The 16813-nt window shown below is 71.5% G+C and carries 16 protein-coding genes and 2 tRNA genes; 2 read left to right on the top strand and 16 right to left on the bottom strand.

Translation table 11 applies throughout. The annotated features are described in order from the left end of the window. Positions 1-7: 7 nt before the first annotated feature. The 4 genes from leuS to OG867_RS22215 form a co-directional block, all read right to left on the bottom strand. On the bottom strand, positions 8-2881 hold the full coding sequence (leuS, locus tag OG867_RS22230; RefSeq protein WP_406287821.1) for a leucine--tRNA ligase: 2874 nt from the start codon (positions 2879-2881) through the stop codon (positions 8-10). Positions 2882-3172: 291 nt separating this feature from the next. Continuing rightward, positions 3173-3245, bottom strand: a tRNA-Ala gene (locus OG867_RS22225). 114 nt (positions 3246-3359) lie between these two features. Beyond that, positions 3360-3593, bottom strand: a complete 234-nt coding sequence (locus OG867_RS22220) for a hypothetical protein (protein WP_018103228.1) — start codon at positions 3591-3593, stop codon at positions 3360-3362. 133 nt (positions 3594-3726) lie between these two features. Further along, a complete protein-coding gene (locus OG867_RS22215) occupies positions 3727-5205 on the bottom strand; it encodes an MFS transporter (protein WP_406287819.1) in 1479 nt (492 codons plus the stop codon). 216 nt (positions 5206-5421) lie between these two features. Here OG867_RS22215 and OG867_RS22210 point away from each other — a divergent pair, with 216 nt between their 5' ends. Beyond that, positions 5422-6213: a helix-turn-helix transcriptional regulator gene (locus OG867_RS22210; RefSeq protein ID WP_406291114.1), complete on the top strand. Its 792-nt coding sequence runs from the start codon at positions 5422-5424 to the stop codon at positions 6211-6213. A 47-nt stretch (positions 6214-6260) separates the two neighbouring features. On the opposite strand, the gene OG867_RS22205 is transcribed toward OG867_RS22210, so the two are convergent. From OG867_RS22205 to OG867_RS22175, 7 genes are all read right to left on the bottom strand, one after another. Next, positions 6261-6333, bottom strand: a tRNA-Ala gene (locus tag OG867_RS22205). Positions 6334-6452: 119 nt separating this feature from the next. Further along, complete coding sequence (locus tag OG867_RS22200) at positions 6453-7106, bottom strand: histidine phosphatase family protein (protein ID WP_406291112.1); 654 nt, start codon at positions 7104-7106, stop codon at positions 6453-6455. After that, entirely contained in the window at positions 7103-7534 is a 432-nt protein-coding gene (gene rsfS, locus OG867_RS22195) for a ribosome silencing factor (protein WP_406287817.1), read from the bottom strand. Before rsfS ends, OG867_RS22200 begins: the two co-directional genes overlap by 4 nt. A gap of 145 nt (positions 7535-7679) precedes the next feature. Then, complete coding sequence (locus OG867_RS22190; RefSeq protein WP_406287815.1) at positions 7680-9422, bottom strand: LCP family protein; 1743 nt, start codon at positions 9420-9422, stop codon at positions 7680-7682. A gap of 19 nt (positions 9423-9441) precedes the next feature. Further along, on the bottom strand, positions 9442-10059 hold the full coding sequence (nadD, locus tag OG867_RS22185) for a nicotinate-nucleotide adenylyltransferase (protein WP_026171531.1): 618 nt from the start codon (positions 10057-10059) through the stop codon (positions 9442-9444). Between the two features lie 38 nt (positions 10060-10097). Then, on the bottom strand, positions 10098-10262 hold the full coding sequence (locus OG867_RS22180; protein WP_202540898.1) for a hypothetical protein: 165 nt from the start codon (positions 10260-10262) through the stop codon (positions 10098-10100). A gap of 83 nt (positions 10263-10345) precedes the next feature. Further along, entirely contained in the window at positions 10346-10498 is a 153-nt protein-coding gene (locus OG867_RS22175) for a hypothetical protein (protein ID WP_018103219.1), read from the bottom strand. A 113-nt stretch (positions 10499-10611) separates the two neighbouring features. On the opposite strand from OG867_RS22175, the gene OG867_RS22170 reads away from it, so the two are divergent. Further along, positions 10612-11751 carry a M48 family metallopeptidase gene (locus OG867_RS22170; RefSeq protein WP_406287812.1) on the top strand — a complete coding sequence of 380 codons (1140 nt, stop codon included), beginning with the start codon at positions 10612-10614 and terminating at the stop codon, positions 11749-11751. On the opposite strand, the gene OG867_RS22165 is transcribed toward OG867_RS22170, so the two are convergent. The 5 genes from OG867_RS22165 to proB form a co-directional block, all read right to left on the bottom strand. After that, positions 11657-12805 (bottom strand): hypothetical protein, encoded by a 1149-nt coding sequence (locus OG867_RS22165; protein WP_406287810.1) that lies wholly within the window; start codon positions 12803-12805, stop codon positions 11657-11659. The two genes, OG867_RS22170 and OG867_RS22165, sit on opposite strands and share 95 nt — an antisense overlap. 178 nt (positions 12806-12983) lie before the next feature. After that, positions 12984-13577 (bottom strand): hypothetical protein, encoded by a 594-nt coding sequence (locus OG867_RS22160; protein ID WP_406287808.1) that lies wholly within the window; start codon positions 13575-13577, stop codon positions 12984-12986. Positions 13578-13641: 64 nt separating this feature from the next. Further along, positions 13642-14925: a glutamate-5-semialdehyde dehydrogenase gene (locus tag OG867_RS22155; RefSeq protein ID WP_406287806.1), complete on the bottom strand. Its 1284-nt coding sequence runs from the start codon at positions 14923-14925 to the stop codon at positions 13642-13644. Positions 14926-15006: 81 nt separating this feature from the next. Continuing rightward, positions 15007-15507: a hypothetical protein gene (locus OG867_RS22150; RefSeq protein ID WP_328900145.1), complete on the bottom strand. Its 501-nt coding sequence runs from the start codon at positions 15505-15507 to the stop codon at positions 15007-15009. A gap of 141 nt (positions 15508-15648) precedes the next feature. Further along, positions 15649-16755: a glutamate 5-kinase gene (gene proB, locus OG867_RS22145; RefSeq protein WP_328900146.1), complete on the bottom strand. Its 1107-nt coding sequence runs from the start codon at positions 16753-16755 to the stop codon at positions 15649-15651. Positions 16756-16813: the final 58 nt, after the last annotated feature.

The following is a 16813-nucleotide window of genomic DNA, read 5'->3' as shown; positions in this document are numbered from 1 at the left end:
CCGGTGACTAGGCGGGAACGATGTTCACCAGCTTCGGCGCGCGGACGATCACCTTGCGGATGCCCGCGCCGCCCAGCGCGGCGACGACGGCCGGGTCGGCCAGGGCCAGGGCCTCCAGCTCCTCGTCGGTGATCGACGGGGAGATCTCCAGACGGGCCTTGACCTTGCCCTTCACCTGCACCACGCAGGTCACGGTCTCGTCCACGACGTACGCCGGGTCGGCCACCGGGAAGTCCTGGTGCACGACCGACTCCGGGTGGCCCAGCCGGTGCCACAGCTCCTCGGCGATGTGCGGGGCCAGCGGCGCCACCAGCAGCACCAGGGCCTCGGCGACCGGGCGGGGCAGCGGGCCGCCCGCCTTGGTCAGGTGGTTGTTCAGCTCGGTGACCTTGGCGATCGCCGTGTTGAAGCGCATGCCCGCCATGTCGCCGCCGACGCCGTCAATGGCCTTGTGCAGCGCGCGCAGCGTGTCCTCGCCGGGCTCGGAGTCGACCACGGTGACCTCGCCGGTCTCCTCGTCGACGATGTTGCGCCACAGCCGCTGCAGCAGCCGGTACTGGCCGACGACCGCACGCGTGTCCCAGGGCCGCGACACGTCCAGGGGGCCCATGGCCATCTCGTACAGGCGCAGTGTGTCCGCGCCGAACTCGGCACAGACGTCGTCGGGCGTGACGGCGTTCTTCAGGGACTTGCCCATCTTGCCCAGGACGCGGGAGACCTTCTCGCCCTGGTAGTAGAACGCCCCGTCGCGCTCCTCGACCTCGGCCGCCGGGACCGCGATGCCGCGGCTGTCCCGGTAGACGAACGCCTGGATCATGCCCTGGTTGTACAGCTTGTGGAACGGCTCGGCGGAGGAGACGTGGCCCAGGTCGTGCAGCACCTTGGACCAGAAGCGCGCGTACAGCAGGTGCAGCACGGCATGCTCGGCACCGCCCACGTACAGGTCGACGCCGCCGGTCGGCTGCCCCTCGCGCGGGCCCATCCAGTACTCCTCGATCGCCGGGTCGACCAGCTTCTCGGAGTTGTTCGGGTCCAGGTAGCGCAGCTCGTACCAGCAGGAACCGGCCCAGTTGGGCATGGTGTTGGTCTCGCGGCGGTACTTCCGCGGACCGGACCCGTCGCCCAGGTCCAGCGTGACGTCGACCCACTCGGCGTTGCGCGACAGCGGGGTCTCGGGCTGGGTCTCGGCGTCGTCGGGGTCGAAGGTGCGCGGCGAGTAGTCGTCCACCTCGGGCAGTTCCAGCGGCAGCATCGACTCGGGCAGCGGGTGGGCGATGCCCTCCTCGTCGTACACGATCGGGAAGGGCTCGCCCCAGTAACGCTGGCGGCTGAACAGCCAGTCGCGCAGCCGGAAGTTGACGGTGCCCTCGCCGACGCCGTGCTCCTTCAGCCACTCGGTGATGCGGGCCTTGGCGTCGGCGACGCCCAGACCGTTCAGCGAGATCTCGTCGTTGGCGGAGTTGACCAGCTTCGCGTCGTACGAGGCGAAGGCGTCCTCCCACGTCGAGGCGTCGGTGCCGCGGTCGTCCGACGGCTCGACCACGCAGCGCATCGGCAGCTCGAAGGCGCGCGCGAACGCGAAGTCGCGCGCGTCGTGCGCCGGTACGGCCATGATCGCGCCGGTGCCGTAGCCCATCAGGACGTAGTCGGCGATGAAGACGGGGATCTGCTCGCCGCTGACGGGGTTGGTGGCGTACGCACCGGTGAAGACACCGGTCTTGTCCTTGGCCTCGGCCTGTCGCTCGACGTCCGACTTGGAGGCGGCCTGCTTGCGGTACGCGGTGACCGCCTCGGCCGGGGAGGCGTGGCCACCCGTCCAGACCGGGTGGGTGCCCTCGGGCCAGGCGGCGGGGATGATCCGCTCGACCAGCTCGTGCTCCGGCGCCAGCACCATGTAGGTGGCGCCGAACAGGGTGTCCTGGCGGGTGGTGAAGACGGTGACGCTGCCCGCGCCGTCGACCGGGAAGTCGACCCGCGCGCCCTCGGAGCGGCCGATCCAGTTGCGCTGCTGCAGCTTGATCGCCTCGGGCCAGTCCAGCCCGTCCAGGTCGTTCAGCAGCCGGTCCGCGTAGGCGGTGATGCGCATGTTCCACTGGCGCAGCTTCGCCTTGAAGACGGGGAAGTTCCCGCGCTCGGAGCGGCCGTCGGCGGTGACCTCCTCGTTGGCCAGGACGGTGCCCAGGCCGGGCGACCAGTTGACCGGTGCGTCGGACGCGTAGGCCAGCCGGTACTCGCCCAGGAGGTCGGCACGTTCGGCGGCGCTCAGCGCGGACCAGTCACGGCCGTCGGGGGTGGCGCGCTCGCCGCCCTCGAACTGGGCGACCAGCTCGGCGATGGGCCGGGCGCGGTCCGCCTCGGTGTCGTACCAGGAGTTGAAGATCTGCAGGAAGATCCACTGGGTCCACTTGTAGTACTCGGACTCGATCGTGGCGAACGAGCGGCGCTTGTCGTGGCCCAGGCCCAGCCGGCGCAGCTGCGCCGTCATGTTCTCGATGTTGGCCTCGGTGGAGACCCGCGGGTGCGTGCCGGTCTGCACGGCGTACTGCTCGGCGGGCAGGCCGAAGGCGTCGAAGCCCAGGGTGTGCAGGACGTTGTGCCCGGTCATCCGCTGGTGGCGGGCGAAGACGTCGGTGGCGATGTAGCCCAGCGGGTGGCCCACGTGCAGCCCGGCGCCCGAGGGGTACGGGAACATGTCCATGATGAACTTCTTGGGCCGGGCGGCCAGCTCCGGGTCGCCCGCCAGGTCACCGGTCGGGTTGGGCGCCTCGTACGTTCCCTCGGCGTCCCAGAAGTCCTGCCAGCGTGCCTCGATGTCGGCGGCCATCGCTGCCGTGTAGCGGTGCGGCGCAGCGGCGTCCGCTGCGGTATTCGTCTCGCTCATGATCCTCAAAGCTCCATCGATCGTCATCTGCCGGCATCCACGTCTACGGACACACGTCCTTGGAAACGAAAAATCCCCTCGCACAGGAGGGGACGCCGCGCTGATGCCGACCAGGCGTTCTCACCGGTCGGGACTGATCAGCGCGGCTCGCTAAGCAGAAGGGCTACGGCACGCATGGCGTCAGGGTACCGCACCGAGCCGGTCCCCCTCCGGGCCATAGCCGCTGACCGACTCTCGCACGCAGAACGGCGGGCCATCCGATTGGGATGGCCCGCCGTTCCTTCTTCACTGTGGAGCTAAGGAGAATTGAACTCCTGACCTCTTGCATGCCATGCAAGCGCTCTACCAACTGAGCTATAGCCCCGCGTCGTGCCGCCCGGTCTCCCTGGCGACATCGAGAACAGTACCGGTCCCCCGGGCCGTCCACCAAATCGATTCCGGTCCGTCCGGTTTCCCTCCGCCGGAGGAGGGGAAGCGGTCAGGCCGTGGCGAAGGAGTAGAAGCGCTTGAGGGTGCAGTGCTCCTCAAGGAGCCGGCCGTAGATCGGCTCCCCTTCGAGCTCCCGGTAGGTCTCGATGGGGTCGCCTTTTATGATCAGCGCGCGTGCGCATTCCTCGCACCAGTACTGATAGTCGGCGTTGACCGGGTCCATGTCCCTGACGATGGGCGTACCGCTGCCGCACCAGTCGCACTTCCGCCTGTGAGCACCCATGGATCAGCTCAGGCCCCAACGGACGAAAGGCGACCGCGGGACCTCGTGGCGGCTCCCAGGCATCGCGCACACCCTCCCGTTCGGTCCGTCGCCCCCTCCGGCGGTCCGATTCTGCCATGGCCCCGCAAGGGGGTCAGCCGACCGCCGTTCCCGCCCGCCGCCGCCGTCGTACGAGCCCCGCCACGGCCCCCGCGCACGCCACCGCGGCCAGGGCCAGCTCGCAGACCCACAGCGCGTGCCCCGACCCCTGCGGCCCCGGTGCGCCGAGGCGGTTGAGGTAGAGGGTGCCGACGGCGGCGACGCCGATGACCTGCCCGAGCTGGGTCACGGTCACCAGCACACCGCTGGCGTCGGCGGCGTCCTGCGGCCGTACGTCCGCCAAGGCGCCCGCGAGGTTGGGGCTGAACGCGAGAGCCATACCCCCGCCGATCAGCACGAAACCCGTGTACAGCGCGACGCCCCCGCCGCCCCCGCCCCGCAGTACGAGACCGGCCACCGTCACACCGGCGGCCAGCACCGCGAACCCTCCGGGCACCAGGTACCTCTGGAGCCGCGCCGGCCACCGCCGCCAGGTCAGCCCGGCCGCGCCGAAGGCCAGCGCGGTCGGCGCGCACATCAGCCCGGCGTGCAGCGCCGAGTACCCGAGGCCGCCCTGGAGGTGCAGGGTCAGCGTGAAGAGGAAGCCCGCGTTGGCCGCCATCACCAGCATGATCCGCACCGCCGCCACGGCGATTCCGGGCAACCGGAGCACACGGGGCGCGATCAGGGGCGCACCCCCGCGCGCGGCGAGCCGTGTCTCGTACGCGACGAACCCGGCGAGGGCCGCCACGCAGGCGAGCAGGCAGGCCCACGTCCAGTCCGGCCAGCCCAGTTCCTGGCCGAGCACCAGCGGCACGGTCAGCAGCGTGACGGCCACCGCGAGGAGGACCAGGCCCACCGGGTCGAAGCCGCGCGCCCGCGCCTCCCGCCGGGCTTCCCCGGTGCGCGGTTCGCCCGGCAGCACACGCGCGCCGAGCGCCAGCAGGACGAGCCCGATCGGCACGTTGACCAGGAAGACCGGCCGCCAGCCCGCCCCGAAGAGATCGACGCTCACCAGTACCCCGCCCACGACCTGGCCCGCCGCGGCCCCCGTGGCCAGCACGGCGCTGTAGGCACCGATCGCGCGCACCCGCGCCGCCCCGGTGAAGTGCTGCTGGATCAGGCTGAGCACCTGCGGGATCATCACCGCCGCGCCCGCCCCCTGGATCACCCGGAAGGCGATCAGCCGGCCCGAGTCCGCGGCCAGTCCGCAGGCGAGCGAGGCGATGGTGAAGACGGCAAGTCCGGCCAGATGGGCGCGGCCGTGGCCGAACACGCCGCCGAGCCGGGCGCCGGCGACGAGGAGGACGGCGTACGAGATGGTGTATCCGGCCACCACCAGCTGCAACTGGGCTCCGGAAGCGTCGAGTTCGGTACGGATCGTCGGGGCGGCGACGTTCACGATGAAGATGTCGAGCATGGCCATGAACTGCGCCGTCAGCACGACGGCGAGCAGCCGGGCGGGGGTCTTGTCAGTGGTGGGGGTTCTACTGGTTACGGAGCGTGAGGCCGTCGTTTCGGATGTCGCGGTCATGGGTTCCAGGCTGGTGCCGGACGCATACGGGTAACGAGAGCCCGCTGATGCTGGTACTGGCAGCACCTGGCAACAGCCGGGCGCAGCACCGACCATGGGGGCGTGACGGTGACGACACGGCAGACGGCGACGGCGCAACAGCAGACCCGGCGGAGCGGACCGGCGACGGGCAGGCGGCCGGAGCTCGCCGCGTTCCTGCGCGGCCGCCGGGCGCGGGTGACCCCGGCCGACGTGGGCATGGCCCCCGGCTTACGACGGCGCACCCCCGGTCTGCGGCGCGAGGAGGTCGCCCAGCTCTCCGGCGTCGGTGTGACCTGGTACACCTGGCTGGAGCAGGGCCGCCCGATCAACGCCTCCCCGCAGGTCCTGGACGCGGTGGCGAGGACGCTGCGGCTGGACCCACCGGAGCGCGAGCACCTGTACGAGCTGGCGGGCGTCGCCTTCCTGCCGGGGAGGGAGTCCGACGCCTTCGAGGTCGGTGAGGAGATCCAGGGCATCATCGACGCGCTCGACCCGCTCCCCGCCGTCGTCTACAACGCGCGCTACGACGTGCTGGCGACCAATCCGGGTTACCGGGACCTCTTCGGCATCCCCGTCATGCGGGGCACCACGGTCCGCAACGCGCTGTGGTCGCTGTTCACGGCGTCCGAGGAGGACTGTCCGCTCGTGCACCGCTCCCAGGAGCTGCCCCTGATGGCGGCCACCCTGCGCAGCGGCTACGGGCGCCATGTGGGCGAGCCGGCGTGGGAGTCGTTCATCGCGGCGCTGTCGGAGGCCAGCCCCTACTTCGCGAAGCTGTGGCGCAGCGGGGACGTCGTCCCGCCGGGGCGGCGCGTGAAGACCTTCCGGCACTGGGCGATGGCCGGTGAGATACGGATGACCTCGGTGTCGCTGACCATCAACGGGCTGCCCGAGTGCCGGATCGTCACGTACACCCCGGCCGACGAGGAGAGCGGGGAGCTGCTCGCCGCGCTCCGGAAGCACCGCCGGGGCGGCGAGGGCCGTTGACCGCGCATGCGGAAATCCCGCCCCCTGGGGGACGGGATTTCCGATTGTGGAGCTAAGGAGAATTGAACTCCTGACCTCTTGCATGCCATGCAAGCGCTCTACCAACTGAGCTATAGCCCCGCTGTTCGCTGTCTTTCCCTGCGCTTCCGCGCTGCGAACAAGAAGAACTTTAGCCTGTGACCAGCCGGAAAGTGAAATCCGGCCCCCGCCGCCCCGAGGGGCGGCCGGCGACGACCGGATCAGGTGTCGTCGCCGAGCACCGGTTCGGGCAGGGTGCCGGCGTTGTGCTCCAGCAGCCGCCAGCCGCGGGCGCCCTCGCCGAGCACGGACCAGCAGCAGTTGGTCAGCCCGCCGAGCCCTTCCCAGTGGTGCGCCTCCAGGCCCAGCAGCCGGCCGATGGTGGTCCGGATGGTGCCGCCGTGGCTGACGACGACCAGCGTTCCGTCGTCGGGCAGCTTTCCGGCGTGCCCGAGGACCACCGGCGCTGCCCGGTCGGCGACCTCGGTCTCCAGCTCGCCGCCGCCGCGCCGCACGGGCTCGCCGCGCTTCCAGGCGGCGTACTGCTCGCCGTACCGCTCCACGATCTCCTCGTGGGTCAGGCCCTGCCAGGCGCCCGCGTAGGTCTCACGCAGACCCGCGTCGTGCACCACGTCGAGCCCGGTGATCACGGCGAGCTCGGCGGCCGTGGCCGCGGCCCGCCGCAGGTCGGAGGCCACGATCGCGTCCGGCTTCAGCGAAGCGAGCAGCCGGGCGGCCCGGGCGGCCTGCGCCACGCCGGTCTCGGTCAGCTCGATGTCCGTGGAGCCCTGGAAGCGACGCTCCAGATTCCATGCCGTCTGGCCATGGCGCCAGAGGACGATCCTGCGGCCCCTGCCGCTCCTGCTGCCGTTCAGCTCTGCTCACCTTCCGGACCGCCGTTGAGCTGCGCGTGCTCGGCGGCCTTGCCGCGGGTCTTCACCGCGTCCTCGGGCAGGCCGATCTCGGGGCAGTCCTTCCACAGGCGCTCCAGCGCGTAGAAGACGCGCTCCTCGCTGTGCTGGACGTGGATGACGATGTCGACGTAGTCGAGGAGGATCCACCGGGCGTCGCGGTCGCCCTCGCGGCGGACCGGCTTGGCGCCGAGCTCCTTCTGGAGCCGCTCCTCGATCTCGTCGACGATCGACTTGACCTGGCGGTCGTTGGGGGCCGAGGCCAGCAGGAAGGCGTCGGTGATCGACAGCACGTCGCTGACGTCGTAGGCGATGATGTCGTGCGCGAGCCGGTCGGCGGCCGCCTGAGCGGCGGCGTTGATGAGCTCGATGGAGCGGTCAGTGGCGGTCACAAGCAGGCTTTCGTCGTCGGTCGGATAGACCTCTAGGGTCTCACGGGGAACCGCCCGCCCACGCAGCCATATTCCGCGGCCGCCCGCGGGCCGCGCGGGGAGGCCCGGGCCGCTCGGCTCCGGACCTCCCGCGAGCGCTCCGCGGCTACTCGGGCTTGTAGTCCTGGCCGAGGAGGACGGACACGTCCGTGTTCCCGGCCGGCTTGCCCTTCTTGACGGCGCTCGTCGGCAGTCCGAGGGTCTTGGCGGCCTGGGTCGCCTTCTCCTTGTCGGCCGCCTCGGCGTAGACCACCTGCGAGGAGGAGACCGCGTCGGCCTTCCCGCTGTTGACGAAGGCGAAACCGCCGTTGACCAGCTTGCCCCGGGCTGACTCGGTGGAGCCGGAGTCGCCGGTGGCGTTCTTGATCCCGACCCGGATCACCCCGTCCGCCGACGGCGCCTTGACCGTGCCGCCGAGGATGTCCTTGACCACGCTCTCGGTGGCCGCGTCGGTGAGGGTGCCGTCGTCCTGCACGGGCAGCAGTGCCGTCTTGTAGTCGCCGATCTTGGCGTGCTCGGCCAGCTTCGCCAGCGAGGCGCCGAGGTCCTTCTCGGGCAGCGACGGGTCGAGGATCTGGGCCAGCGTCTGGACGGTGACCGTGGCCGCCTGCGGGTCGTCGGACAACTTGCGCAGGACCCCGCGCATGACCTGCCCGAACCGCATCAGCTGCTTGGTCTCGGCCTCGCCGGGCCCCCGGTACGTGGCGTACGCGACGGCCATCTGGCCGCTGAGGGTCTGCGCCTCGCCCTTCTTCACCAGATCGCCGGAGCCCTTCTTGGCGCCCGGCACCGCGGTGTCGGTGTCGACCTCGATATTGCCGACGAGGTCGACCAGGTTCTCCAGGTACGGGGTGTCGAGACGCCAGGTCCCGCTGATGTCGGTGCCGAGCAGGGTGTCCAGGGAGTCCCGGGTCCCGGACGTGCCGTCGTCCTCGACCGACTTGCCGAGCGTCGTGGTGGCGCCGCCCTCGTCGGAGACGGCGAGGGAGTTGGGAAGCAGGACCGTGGTGCCCTGCTTGGTGGTGACGTTGTCGACCAGCAGGGCGGTGGACGTGACACCGGACTTGGTGTTGTGGAGGTGGACCACGATGACGTCCCGGCGCTGCGGACCGGTCGTCGCGGTGTTCTCCTTCTCCCCGCCGGACAGGCCGGGGATCTTGTCCGCCGACCACAGGTACCCGACGCCGCCGAGCACAGCCAGGACGCCGACGACGAGCAGCGCCACGATCCGGTTGCGGCCCCGGCGGCGCGCCTCCTCGCGGCGCTCGCTGCGGCTCTCGGTGAACTTGAGCCAGTCGATGACGTCCTCGGAGTCCTCGTCGGGCTCCTCGATGAAGGCGAACTGCTCGGTGCGGTAGTCGTCGCCACGGCGCTGCCCGGGCACGGCCGCCTCCGGCCCCGGACGCGGCGCGGGCTCACGGGGCGGGGCGGGCGCGGAGGGCGGGGCGGGCGCAGAGGGCGGGGCGGGGGTCGCGGCCTGCTGCGGAATGTTCCACTGCTGGGTCGTGTCGACCGCGGCGGGCTGCTGCCCGGTGTCGTATCCGTACCGGTCGTAGCCGTAGTCCTGCTGCGGGGCCTGCTGGGGCTGGGCCGCGTAGGGGTCGTACGGCTGCGGCGGCGCGGCGGGCTGCTGCTGCTGCTGAACGTACGGGTCGTAGCCGTAGCCCTGCCCACCGCCCTGGGGCGCCTGGCCGCCGTACGGATCGGGCTGCTGCTGCGGCTGCTGCGCGTAAGGGTCGTACTGCTGCTGCCCCGGCTGCTGCTGGTACACCGGCTGCCCGTACTCGTCGTAGCCGATGATCTGCGGCTGCTGGTAGTACGGGTCGTACGGGTTCTGTCGGTCGTTCACCGGTGCCCCTTTCCGTGGCTCACTCGCCGCGGTACAGCTGGCGCTTGTCGATGTAGCGGACCACGCCGTCGGGCACGAGGTACCAGACCGGTTCGCCCTGGGCGACCCTCGCGCGGCAGTCCGTCGAGGAGATCGCGAGCGCGGGGACCTCCACCAGGGAGACGCCCCCCTTCGGCAGCCCGTCGTCCGTGAGCACATGGCCCGGCCGGGTCACGCCGATGAAGTGGGAGAGCGAGAACAGTTCGTCGGCGTCGCGCCAGGTGAGGATCTGGGCGAGCGCGTCGGCACCGGTGATGAAGAAGAGGTCCGCCTCGCCGTGGGCCTCGCGCAGGTCCCGCAGGGTGTCGATCGTGTACGTGGGGCCCTTGCGGTCGATGTCGCTGCGGCTGACCGAGAACTGCGGGTTGGACGCCGTCGCGATGACCGTCATCAGATAGCGGTCCTCCGCCGGGGACACCTGCTTGTGGCTCTTCTGCCACGGCTGCCCGGTCGGTACGAAGATCACCTCGTCGAGGTGGAACTGGGCGGCCACTTCACTGGCCGCCACCAGGTGTCCATGATGAATCGGGTCAAACGTCCCGCCCATCACGCCGAGTCGGCGTTTTCCGCGGCCGGTAGGCACTTCCTGCTCTCCCATGCGTGCAGAGCCTACTGGCACAGCTGTACGCCTCGGCCTCAGCGGTCGCGGTTGAAGCGCGTGGTGATCCAGAGAAGGAGGAGAAGCGCGACAAAGGCCCCGCCGCCGGTGATGATCGGCTCAAGGCTGTTGTGGTTACCACCGTGCTCCGCGCCCTCGGCGGCGACGGTGACCAGCTGGTGTGCGGTGCTCGTGAGGCTCATCTTCGGCAGGACCTATCGATCGGGAGTCGGGGGAAGACGTCGCGGACATCGTATGCGGGCGCCCCGGGCACGCTCACGCCGACTCAGTCGTTGTTGTCGTCGTTGCGGTATCCGCGGAGGAGGAACCAGGCCAGCAGGGCGGCTCCCAGCAGGGAGACGACCAGCACGATACGGATCGTGTTGCCCGGCCCCTGGTCCTCGGATGCGGCGGCGAACAGAGCAACGGTGTGCGGCATGTCGGGCGTCTCCTCAGTTATCCACAGCCCCCCGCACACCGTAGCCCCAGCACCTAGGCTGGGCGGCGTCAGGGGGCGAGCGACGTCTCGTACGAACACAGGGGGCCCATGTCATGACCAGCAGCCACGAGAGCCAGGACCGCGTACCGAGCAGGCAGCGCAAGCGTTTCCCGGGGATCTCCTCCCGGGCCTACGAGCACCCCGCGGACCGCTCCGCACTGGTCGCGCTGCGCAAGCTGAGCGGCTTCGACACCGTCTTCAAGGCGCTGAGCGGACTGCTGCCGGAGCGCAGCCTGCGACTCCTCTTCCTGTCGGACTCCGTCCGGGTGAGCGACGCCCAGTTCGCGCACCTCAACGACATGCTCCGGAACGCCTGTTACATCCTGGACCTGGAGAAGGTCCCGCCGATGTACGTCAACCAGGACCCCCGGCCCAACGCCATGTGCATCGGGCTGGACGAGCCGATCATCGTGGTGACCACGGGCCTGGTGGAGCTGCTGGACGAGGAGGAGATGCGGGCGGTCGTCGGCCACGAGGTCGGTCACGCCCTGTCGGGTCACGCGGTGTACCGCACGATCCTCCTCTTCCTCACCAATCTGGCGCTCAAGGTCGCCTGGATCCCGCTGGGCAACGTCGCGATCATGGCGATCGTGACGGCGCTGCGCGAGTGGTTCCGCAAGTCGGAGCTGTCGGCGGACCGGGCCGGGCTGCTGGCCGGCCAGGACATACAGGCGTCGATGCGTGGGCTGATGAAGATCGCCGGCGGCAACCACCTCCACGAGATGAACGTGGACGCGTTCCTCGCCCAGGCCGACGAGTACGAGAAGTCCGGCGACCTGCGCGACTCGGTGCTCAAGATCCTCAACGTGCTGCCCCGCTCGCACCCGTTCACCACGGTCCGTGCCGCCGAGCTCAAGAAGTGGTCGGAGACCCGCGAGTACCAGCGGATCATGGACGGCCACTACCCGCGCCGGGACGAGGACAAGGACACCTCGGTGACGGACTCGTTCAAGGAGTCCGCCTCGCATTACGCCGATTCGGTGCGCAACAGCAAGGATCCGCTGATGAAGCTCGTCGGCGACATAGCGGGTGGCGCCGGGGACCTGGGCGGCAAGCTGCGGGACAAGTTCACTGGCGCGGGCGGCGCGAAGGGCGGTGCTACGGGCGACTCAGCGCGGCCGTCGGGGGCGGAGGGGACTGAGGGGACCCAGGGCCCCGAGGACTCGCAGGGGCCGTCGGCGGAAGGGAGCTGACCTCCAGCGTCCCGCAGAGCGCGGCGACCGGTCGGCCCGTGGCGTACGGGTCGGTGCCCGCCGGTCCGCGCGAGACCGCCCGTCGGCCCGCGAGCAGCGGCCGCAGGGCACCCGAGGCGTCGGCCGGGCAGGACTGCGGGCCCGCCTGGAGGTAGCTGGTCTGCACCTCCAGCCGGTGCAGCCGCAGGTCCTCCCGGTCGAACCGGAAGCGCATCTCCCGCCGCACGGTGAAGAGGGAGGCGCCGCCCTTCGGCTGGGGGCCCGACACGGCGGGGCGCAGGGCGTACGTGAAGGTGTGGTCCGAGACGACCTCAAGGACGTCGGAGCCCGTCTGCGTGTAGCGCAGGGTGCCCCGGACCCGGACCTCGGGGTCCGGGGTGACCCGGACCGGGTCGAAGCGGACGAGCCAGCCGGTCGCGGCATGCTGCCCGTCGTCGTAGGGCTCGTTGACGCTGCGGTCGAACTGCTCCATCTGGTCCGGGTCGAGCAGCGCTTCCACAGGGCGCACGGCGTTCCCGCTGAGTACGTCGGGGTCGAGCGAGGAGGCGGCCAGATAGTCCTTCACCGTGGCCAGGGCGGCACTCACCTCGCTCTCCGAGAAGTCGGCGGTGTGCCGGGCGGGCGGCGGGCTGATGCCGTCCCGGCCCTTCGGATAGTGCGCGGCGGGGCTGCTCGCGAAGAGTGCGGCGGGGGTGCCCGCGGGGACGGCGCCGCGCGGGGCGAGGGGGACGAGGGTCATCCGCATCGGTTCGGGCTTCCGGGCGTCGGCCGGGGTCTCGTAGGGGTGGCTCAGGCCCATGAAGACGGCCGTGCCGAAGGCCAGGGCGATGAGGACCATCAGGGCGAGCGCGATCCGGGAGCCGTTGCGGTAGGCCCGCCCGGGCAGGCTGCGGACGGCGCGGGCGTGCTCCCCCATCCGTTCCTGGGCGGAGAATTCCTGCAGCCGGGCGGCCCGCACGAAGGACTCGTCGAAGACGAGTGAGCCGTACTCGTCGTCCGGACCGTGCGCGCCGTTCTCCGCCGGGCCGTCGGGTGGATCTCCGCGATGTGCCATGACTTCTCCCGACTCCGTGAGAAGTCCCCTCTTCGGGCGGAGGAGGGGTCATACCTTCAGGGTGGGTCGATCACGACGACGGTAAACGCGGTGACGCCCGGCAACCACCGGGGAGTTCCATCGGAGCCGCCGGACGGGGGACCCGGACGCGGGACGGGGCCGGCCGGCGCGCCGGGGGTCAGGGGGTGCGCGGGACGGCGGAGACCATCGGGCGGGAGTAGTCGTCCGCGTCCGAGGGGGCGGATCCGGGGCCGGGCCCGGGCGCGCTGTCCACACCGGTCGAGGCAGGCGGCGGGACCTGGTCCTGCCGGTCCCCCGAGCTGTTGCGGTAGACGGCGCTGAAGGCGAGGGCGACCATGCCGACGCCCATCAGGACGGCCAGCAGCCAGGCGACCGGCCGGTGCCAGCGGGCCGCCCCCCGGTACGGGCGGAGCGCGCCGCCGTGGCGTCCGTAGGGGCCGCGCTCGTGGAAGTCGTCCGCGTCCAGCGGGTCGTAGCCGTCCGGGCCGCCGTAGCCGCCCGGACCGTAGCCCTCGTCGTACAGCTCGTCCTCGAAGGGGCCGCCGCGGGCTCCGGTGCGCCGGGCGTCAGCCTCCGCGCGCGCCTCCGCCGCGGCCAACAGCCGCTCGACGGCGGTCGGTTCGTGGAACTCGGCGGCCCGTACGAAGTCCTCGTCGAACACCACGGAGGCGAAGTCCTCGTCCGCGCCCCCGCGGTCGTCGTCGGGCTCCCAGCCGTTCGGATACGGCCTGCCCCCCACGTCGTCCGCCACGGTTTCAGACTAGCCCCGGCGGACCGCTTTGGGCAGGGAGACGGCGCATTCGCCCGTCACCGGGTCACCTCACATGGCCGTCGCCGGTGACGATGTACTTGGTGGACGTCAGTTCCGGCAGGCCCATGGGGCCCCTGGCGTGCAGCTTCTGCGTGGAGATGCCGATCTCGGCACCGAAACCGAACTGGCCTCCGTCGGTGAACCGGGTCGAGGCGTTGACGGCCACCGTCGTGGAGTCCACCAGCCGGGTGAAGCGGCGGGCGGCGGCCTGCGAGGTGGTCACGATGGCCTCGGTGTGGCCGGAGGACCAGAGACGGATGTGCGCCACGGCCGCGTCCAGCGACTCCACGACGGCCGCCGCGATGTCGTACGAGAGGTATTCGGTCTCCCAGTCCTCCGGGGTCGCCGCCACCACCGTGGCCTTGGAGCCCTCGGCGTACTCCAGCACCCGTTCGTCGCCGTGCACGGTCACGCCGGCCTCGGCCAGGGCGTCCAGGGCGCGCGGCAGGAAGGCGTCGGCGACGTCCTTGTGGACGAGCAGGGTCTCGGCGGCGTTGCAGACGCTGGGGCGCTGGGCCTTGGAGTTGACCAGGATCTCCACGGCCATGTCCAGGTCGGTCTGCGCGTCGACGTACACATGGCAGTTGCCGGTGCCGGTCTCGATGACGGGGACGGTGGACTCCTCGACCACCGTGCGGATCAGCGAGGCGCCGCCGCGCGGGATGAGCACGTCCACGAGGCCCCGGGCGCGCATCAGCTCGCGCACCGAGTCGCGGCTCTCACCCGGGACCAGCTGCACCGCGTCGGCCGGCAGGCCGGAGCCGCCCACGGCGTCGCGCAGCACCCGCACCAGGGCGGTGTTCGACGCGAAGGCGGAGGACGAGCCGCGCAGCAGGACGGCGTTGCCGGACTTCAGGCAGAGGGCGGCGGCGTCCACGGTCACGTTGGGCCGGGCCTCGTAGATGATCCCGACGACGCCGAGCGGCACCCGGACCTGGCGCAGGTCGATGCCGTTGGGCAGGGTCGAGCCGCGGACGACCTCGCCGACCGGGTCGGGCAGGGCGGCGACGTCCCGTACGTCGGCGGCGATGGCGCGGATGCGCTCCGGGGTGAGGGTCAGCCGGTCCACGACGGATTCGCTGGTCCCCGCCTCACGGGCGCGCGCCACGTCCTCGGCGTTGGCCGCGAGGATGTCGCTCGTCCGTACTTCCAGCGCGTCGGCGATCGCCAGGAGCGCGTCGTCCTTCGCCGCTCGCGGAAGTGGCGCGATGTCGGCGGCGGCGGAGCGGGCCCGGTAGGCGGCCTGGGCCACGGGAGACAGGTTGTCGTACGGCGAGAGCGTGGTCATGCCCGCAGAGTAGTGCGCGCCCTGCGGGCATTCCGCACGCATCCCGTGATGCGAGACGGCCGTTTCACCGGCGGCGGCCGGTCAGTACGGGTGGACGCCGACCGGGGCGGCCGGCGGCGGCCCGTAGCCCTCGGCGACGCGCTGGTGATAGGTCTCGCGGTCGATGACTTCGAGGCCGACGATCGCCCAGGGCGGCAGACCGGCGGTGGAGCGGTGCTCGCCCCAGAGCCGCAGGGCGACGGCCGCCGCGTCGTGCAGGTCGCGGGCCTCCTCCCAGTAGCGGATCTCCGCGTGGTCGTTGGCGTAGCGGCTGGTCAGCAGGAACGGGTGGTCGTGCGCGAGCTGTTCGAGACCGCGCCTGACCTCCTTCAGCGGGAACTCGTTCCCGGAGACGCAGAGGGTGACGTGCCACAGCTTCGACGGGGCGTGCTCCTGGCCGGCCGGTCTCGGATCCGGCCGGGCGGGGCGCTCGTCCCTCCGGTCCGCGGGTCCGCTCCCGTCGAAGCCTGCCCCCGCTCCCACACTGGTCAGGGTGCGGCCACCCGTTCCTCGGGGCGGCGCCCCCGGGCGCGCTCGTCTCACCGGCGGCCTCCTGTGATGTGTTGCTTTTGCTGTACCCCGCAGTTTCCCTGCTACAAAGTGGACCAGCCCGCGGCCCGGTGTGGGGCGGTTTTCGTGAAGGTCTCGGTCCGATGGCTGGACTTTCAGCCGTTTCGGGGGGCGTCAGCCGTGCAGGAGGACGAGATCGTCCCTGTGTACGACCTCGCGTTCGTAGGCGGGGCCGAGGTCGCGGGCGAGGTCTCGGGTGGAGCGGCCGAGGAGCTGCGGCATCTCCTTGGCGTCGAAGTTGACGAGCCCGCGCGCCACGGGCCGCCCCCGCAGATCGCGCAGTTCCACCGGGTCGCCCGCGGTGAACTCGCCCTCGACCGCCGCGATCCCGGCCGGCAGCAGCGAGCTGTGGCGCTCCACGACCGCCTGCACCGCCCCGTCGTCCAGGGTCAGCGAGCCGCGCGGGGTCGAGGCGTGGGCGAGCCAGAGGAGCCGGTCGGCGGAGCGGCGGCCGGTGCGGTGGAAGTAGGTGCCGGTGTCGCGGCCCGCGAGGGCGTCGGCGGCGTGGCTCGCGGAGGTGAGGACGACGGGGATGCCCGCGGCGGTGGCGATCCGGGCCGCCTCGACCTTGGTGACCATGCCGCCGGTGCCGACGCCCGCCTTGCCCGCGCTGCCGATGCTGACCCCGGCCAGGTCGGCGGGGCCGGTGACCTGGGCGATGCGGGTGGTGCCGGGGATGCGCGGGTCGCCGTCGTAGAGGCCGTCCACATCGGAGAGGAGGACCAGCAGGTCGGCACGGACCAGGTGGGCGACGAGGGCGGCGAGCCGGTCGTTGTCGCCGAACCGGATCTCGTCCGTGGCGACGGTGTCGTTCTCGTTGACGACGGGCAGCGCGCCCATGTCCAGGAGCTGGTCGAGGGTGCGGTAGGCGTTGCGGTAGTGGGCGCGGCGGCTGGTGTCGTTGCTGGTGAGCAGGACCTGGCCGACGCGCACGCCGTAGCGGGCGAAGGAGGCGGTGTAGCGGGCGACGAGGAGTCCCTGGCCGACGCTGGCGGCGGCCTGCTGGCGGGCCAGGTCCTTGGGCCTGCGGTGGAGTCCGAGCGGGGCGAGTCCGGCCGCGATGGCGCCGGAGGAGACGAGGACGACCTCGCGTTCGCCGCCGTCGCGGACCTTGGCCAGTACGTCGACCAGGGCGTCGACGCGGTCGGCGTCGAGGCCGCCGGCGGCGGTGGTGAGGGAGGAGGAACCGACCTTGACCACGATCCTGCGGGCTTCCGTCACGCCCTGCCTTGCCCCTGCCACCCGGTCCCCCGCATTCGCTCGCTGGACCCCGCAATCT

Origin of the sequence: Streptomyces sp. NBC_00209, assembly GCF_045206345.1 — a bacterium.
GTDB lineage: Bacteria > Actinomycetota > Actinomycetes > Streptomycetales > Streptomycetaceae > Streptomyces.
The sequence above is the reverse complement of the archived record's forward strand: the minus strand, read 5'-3'. Positions and strand labels throughout refer to the sequence as shown.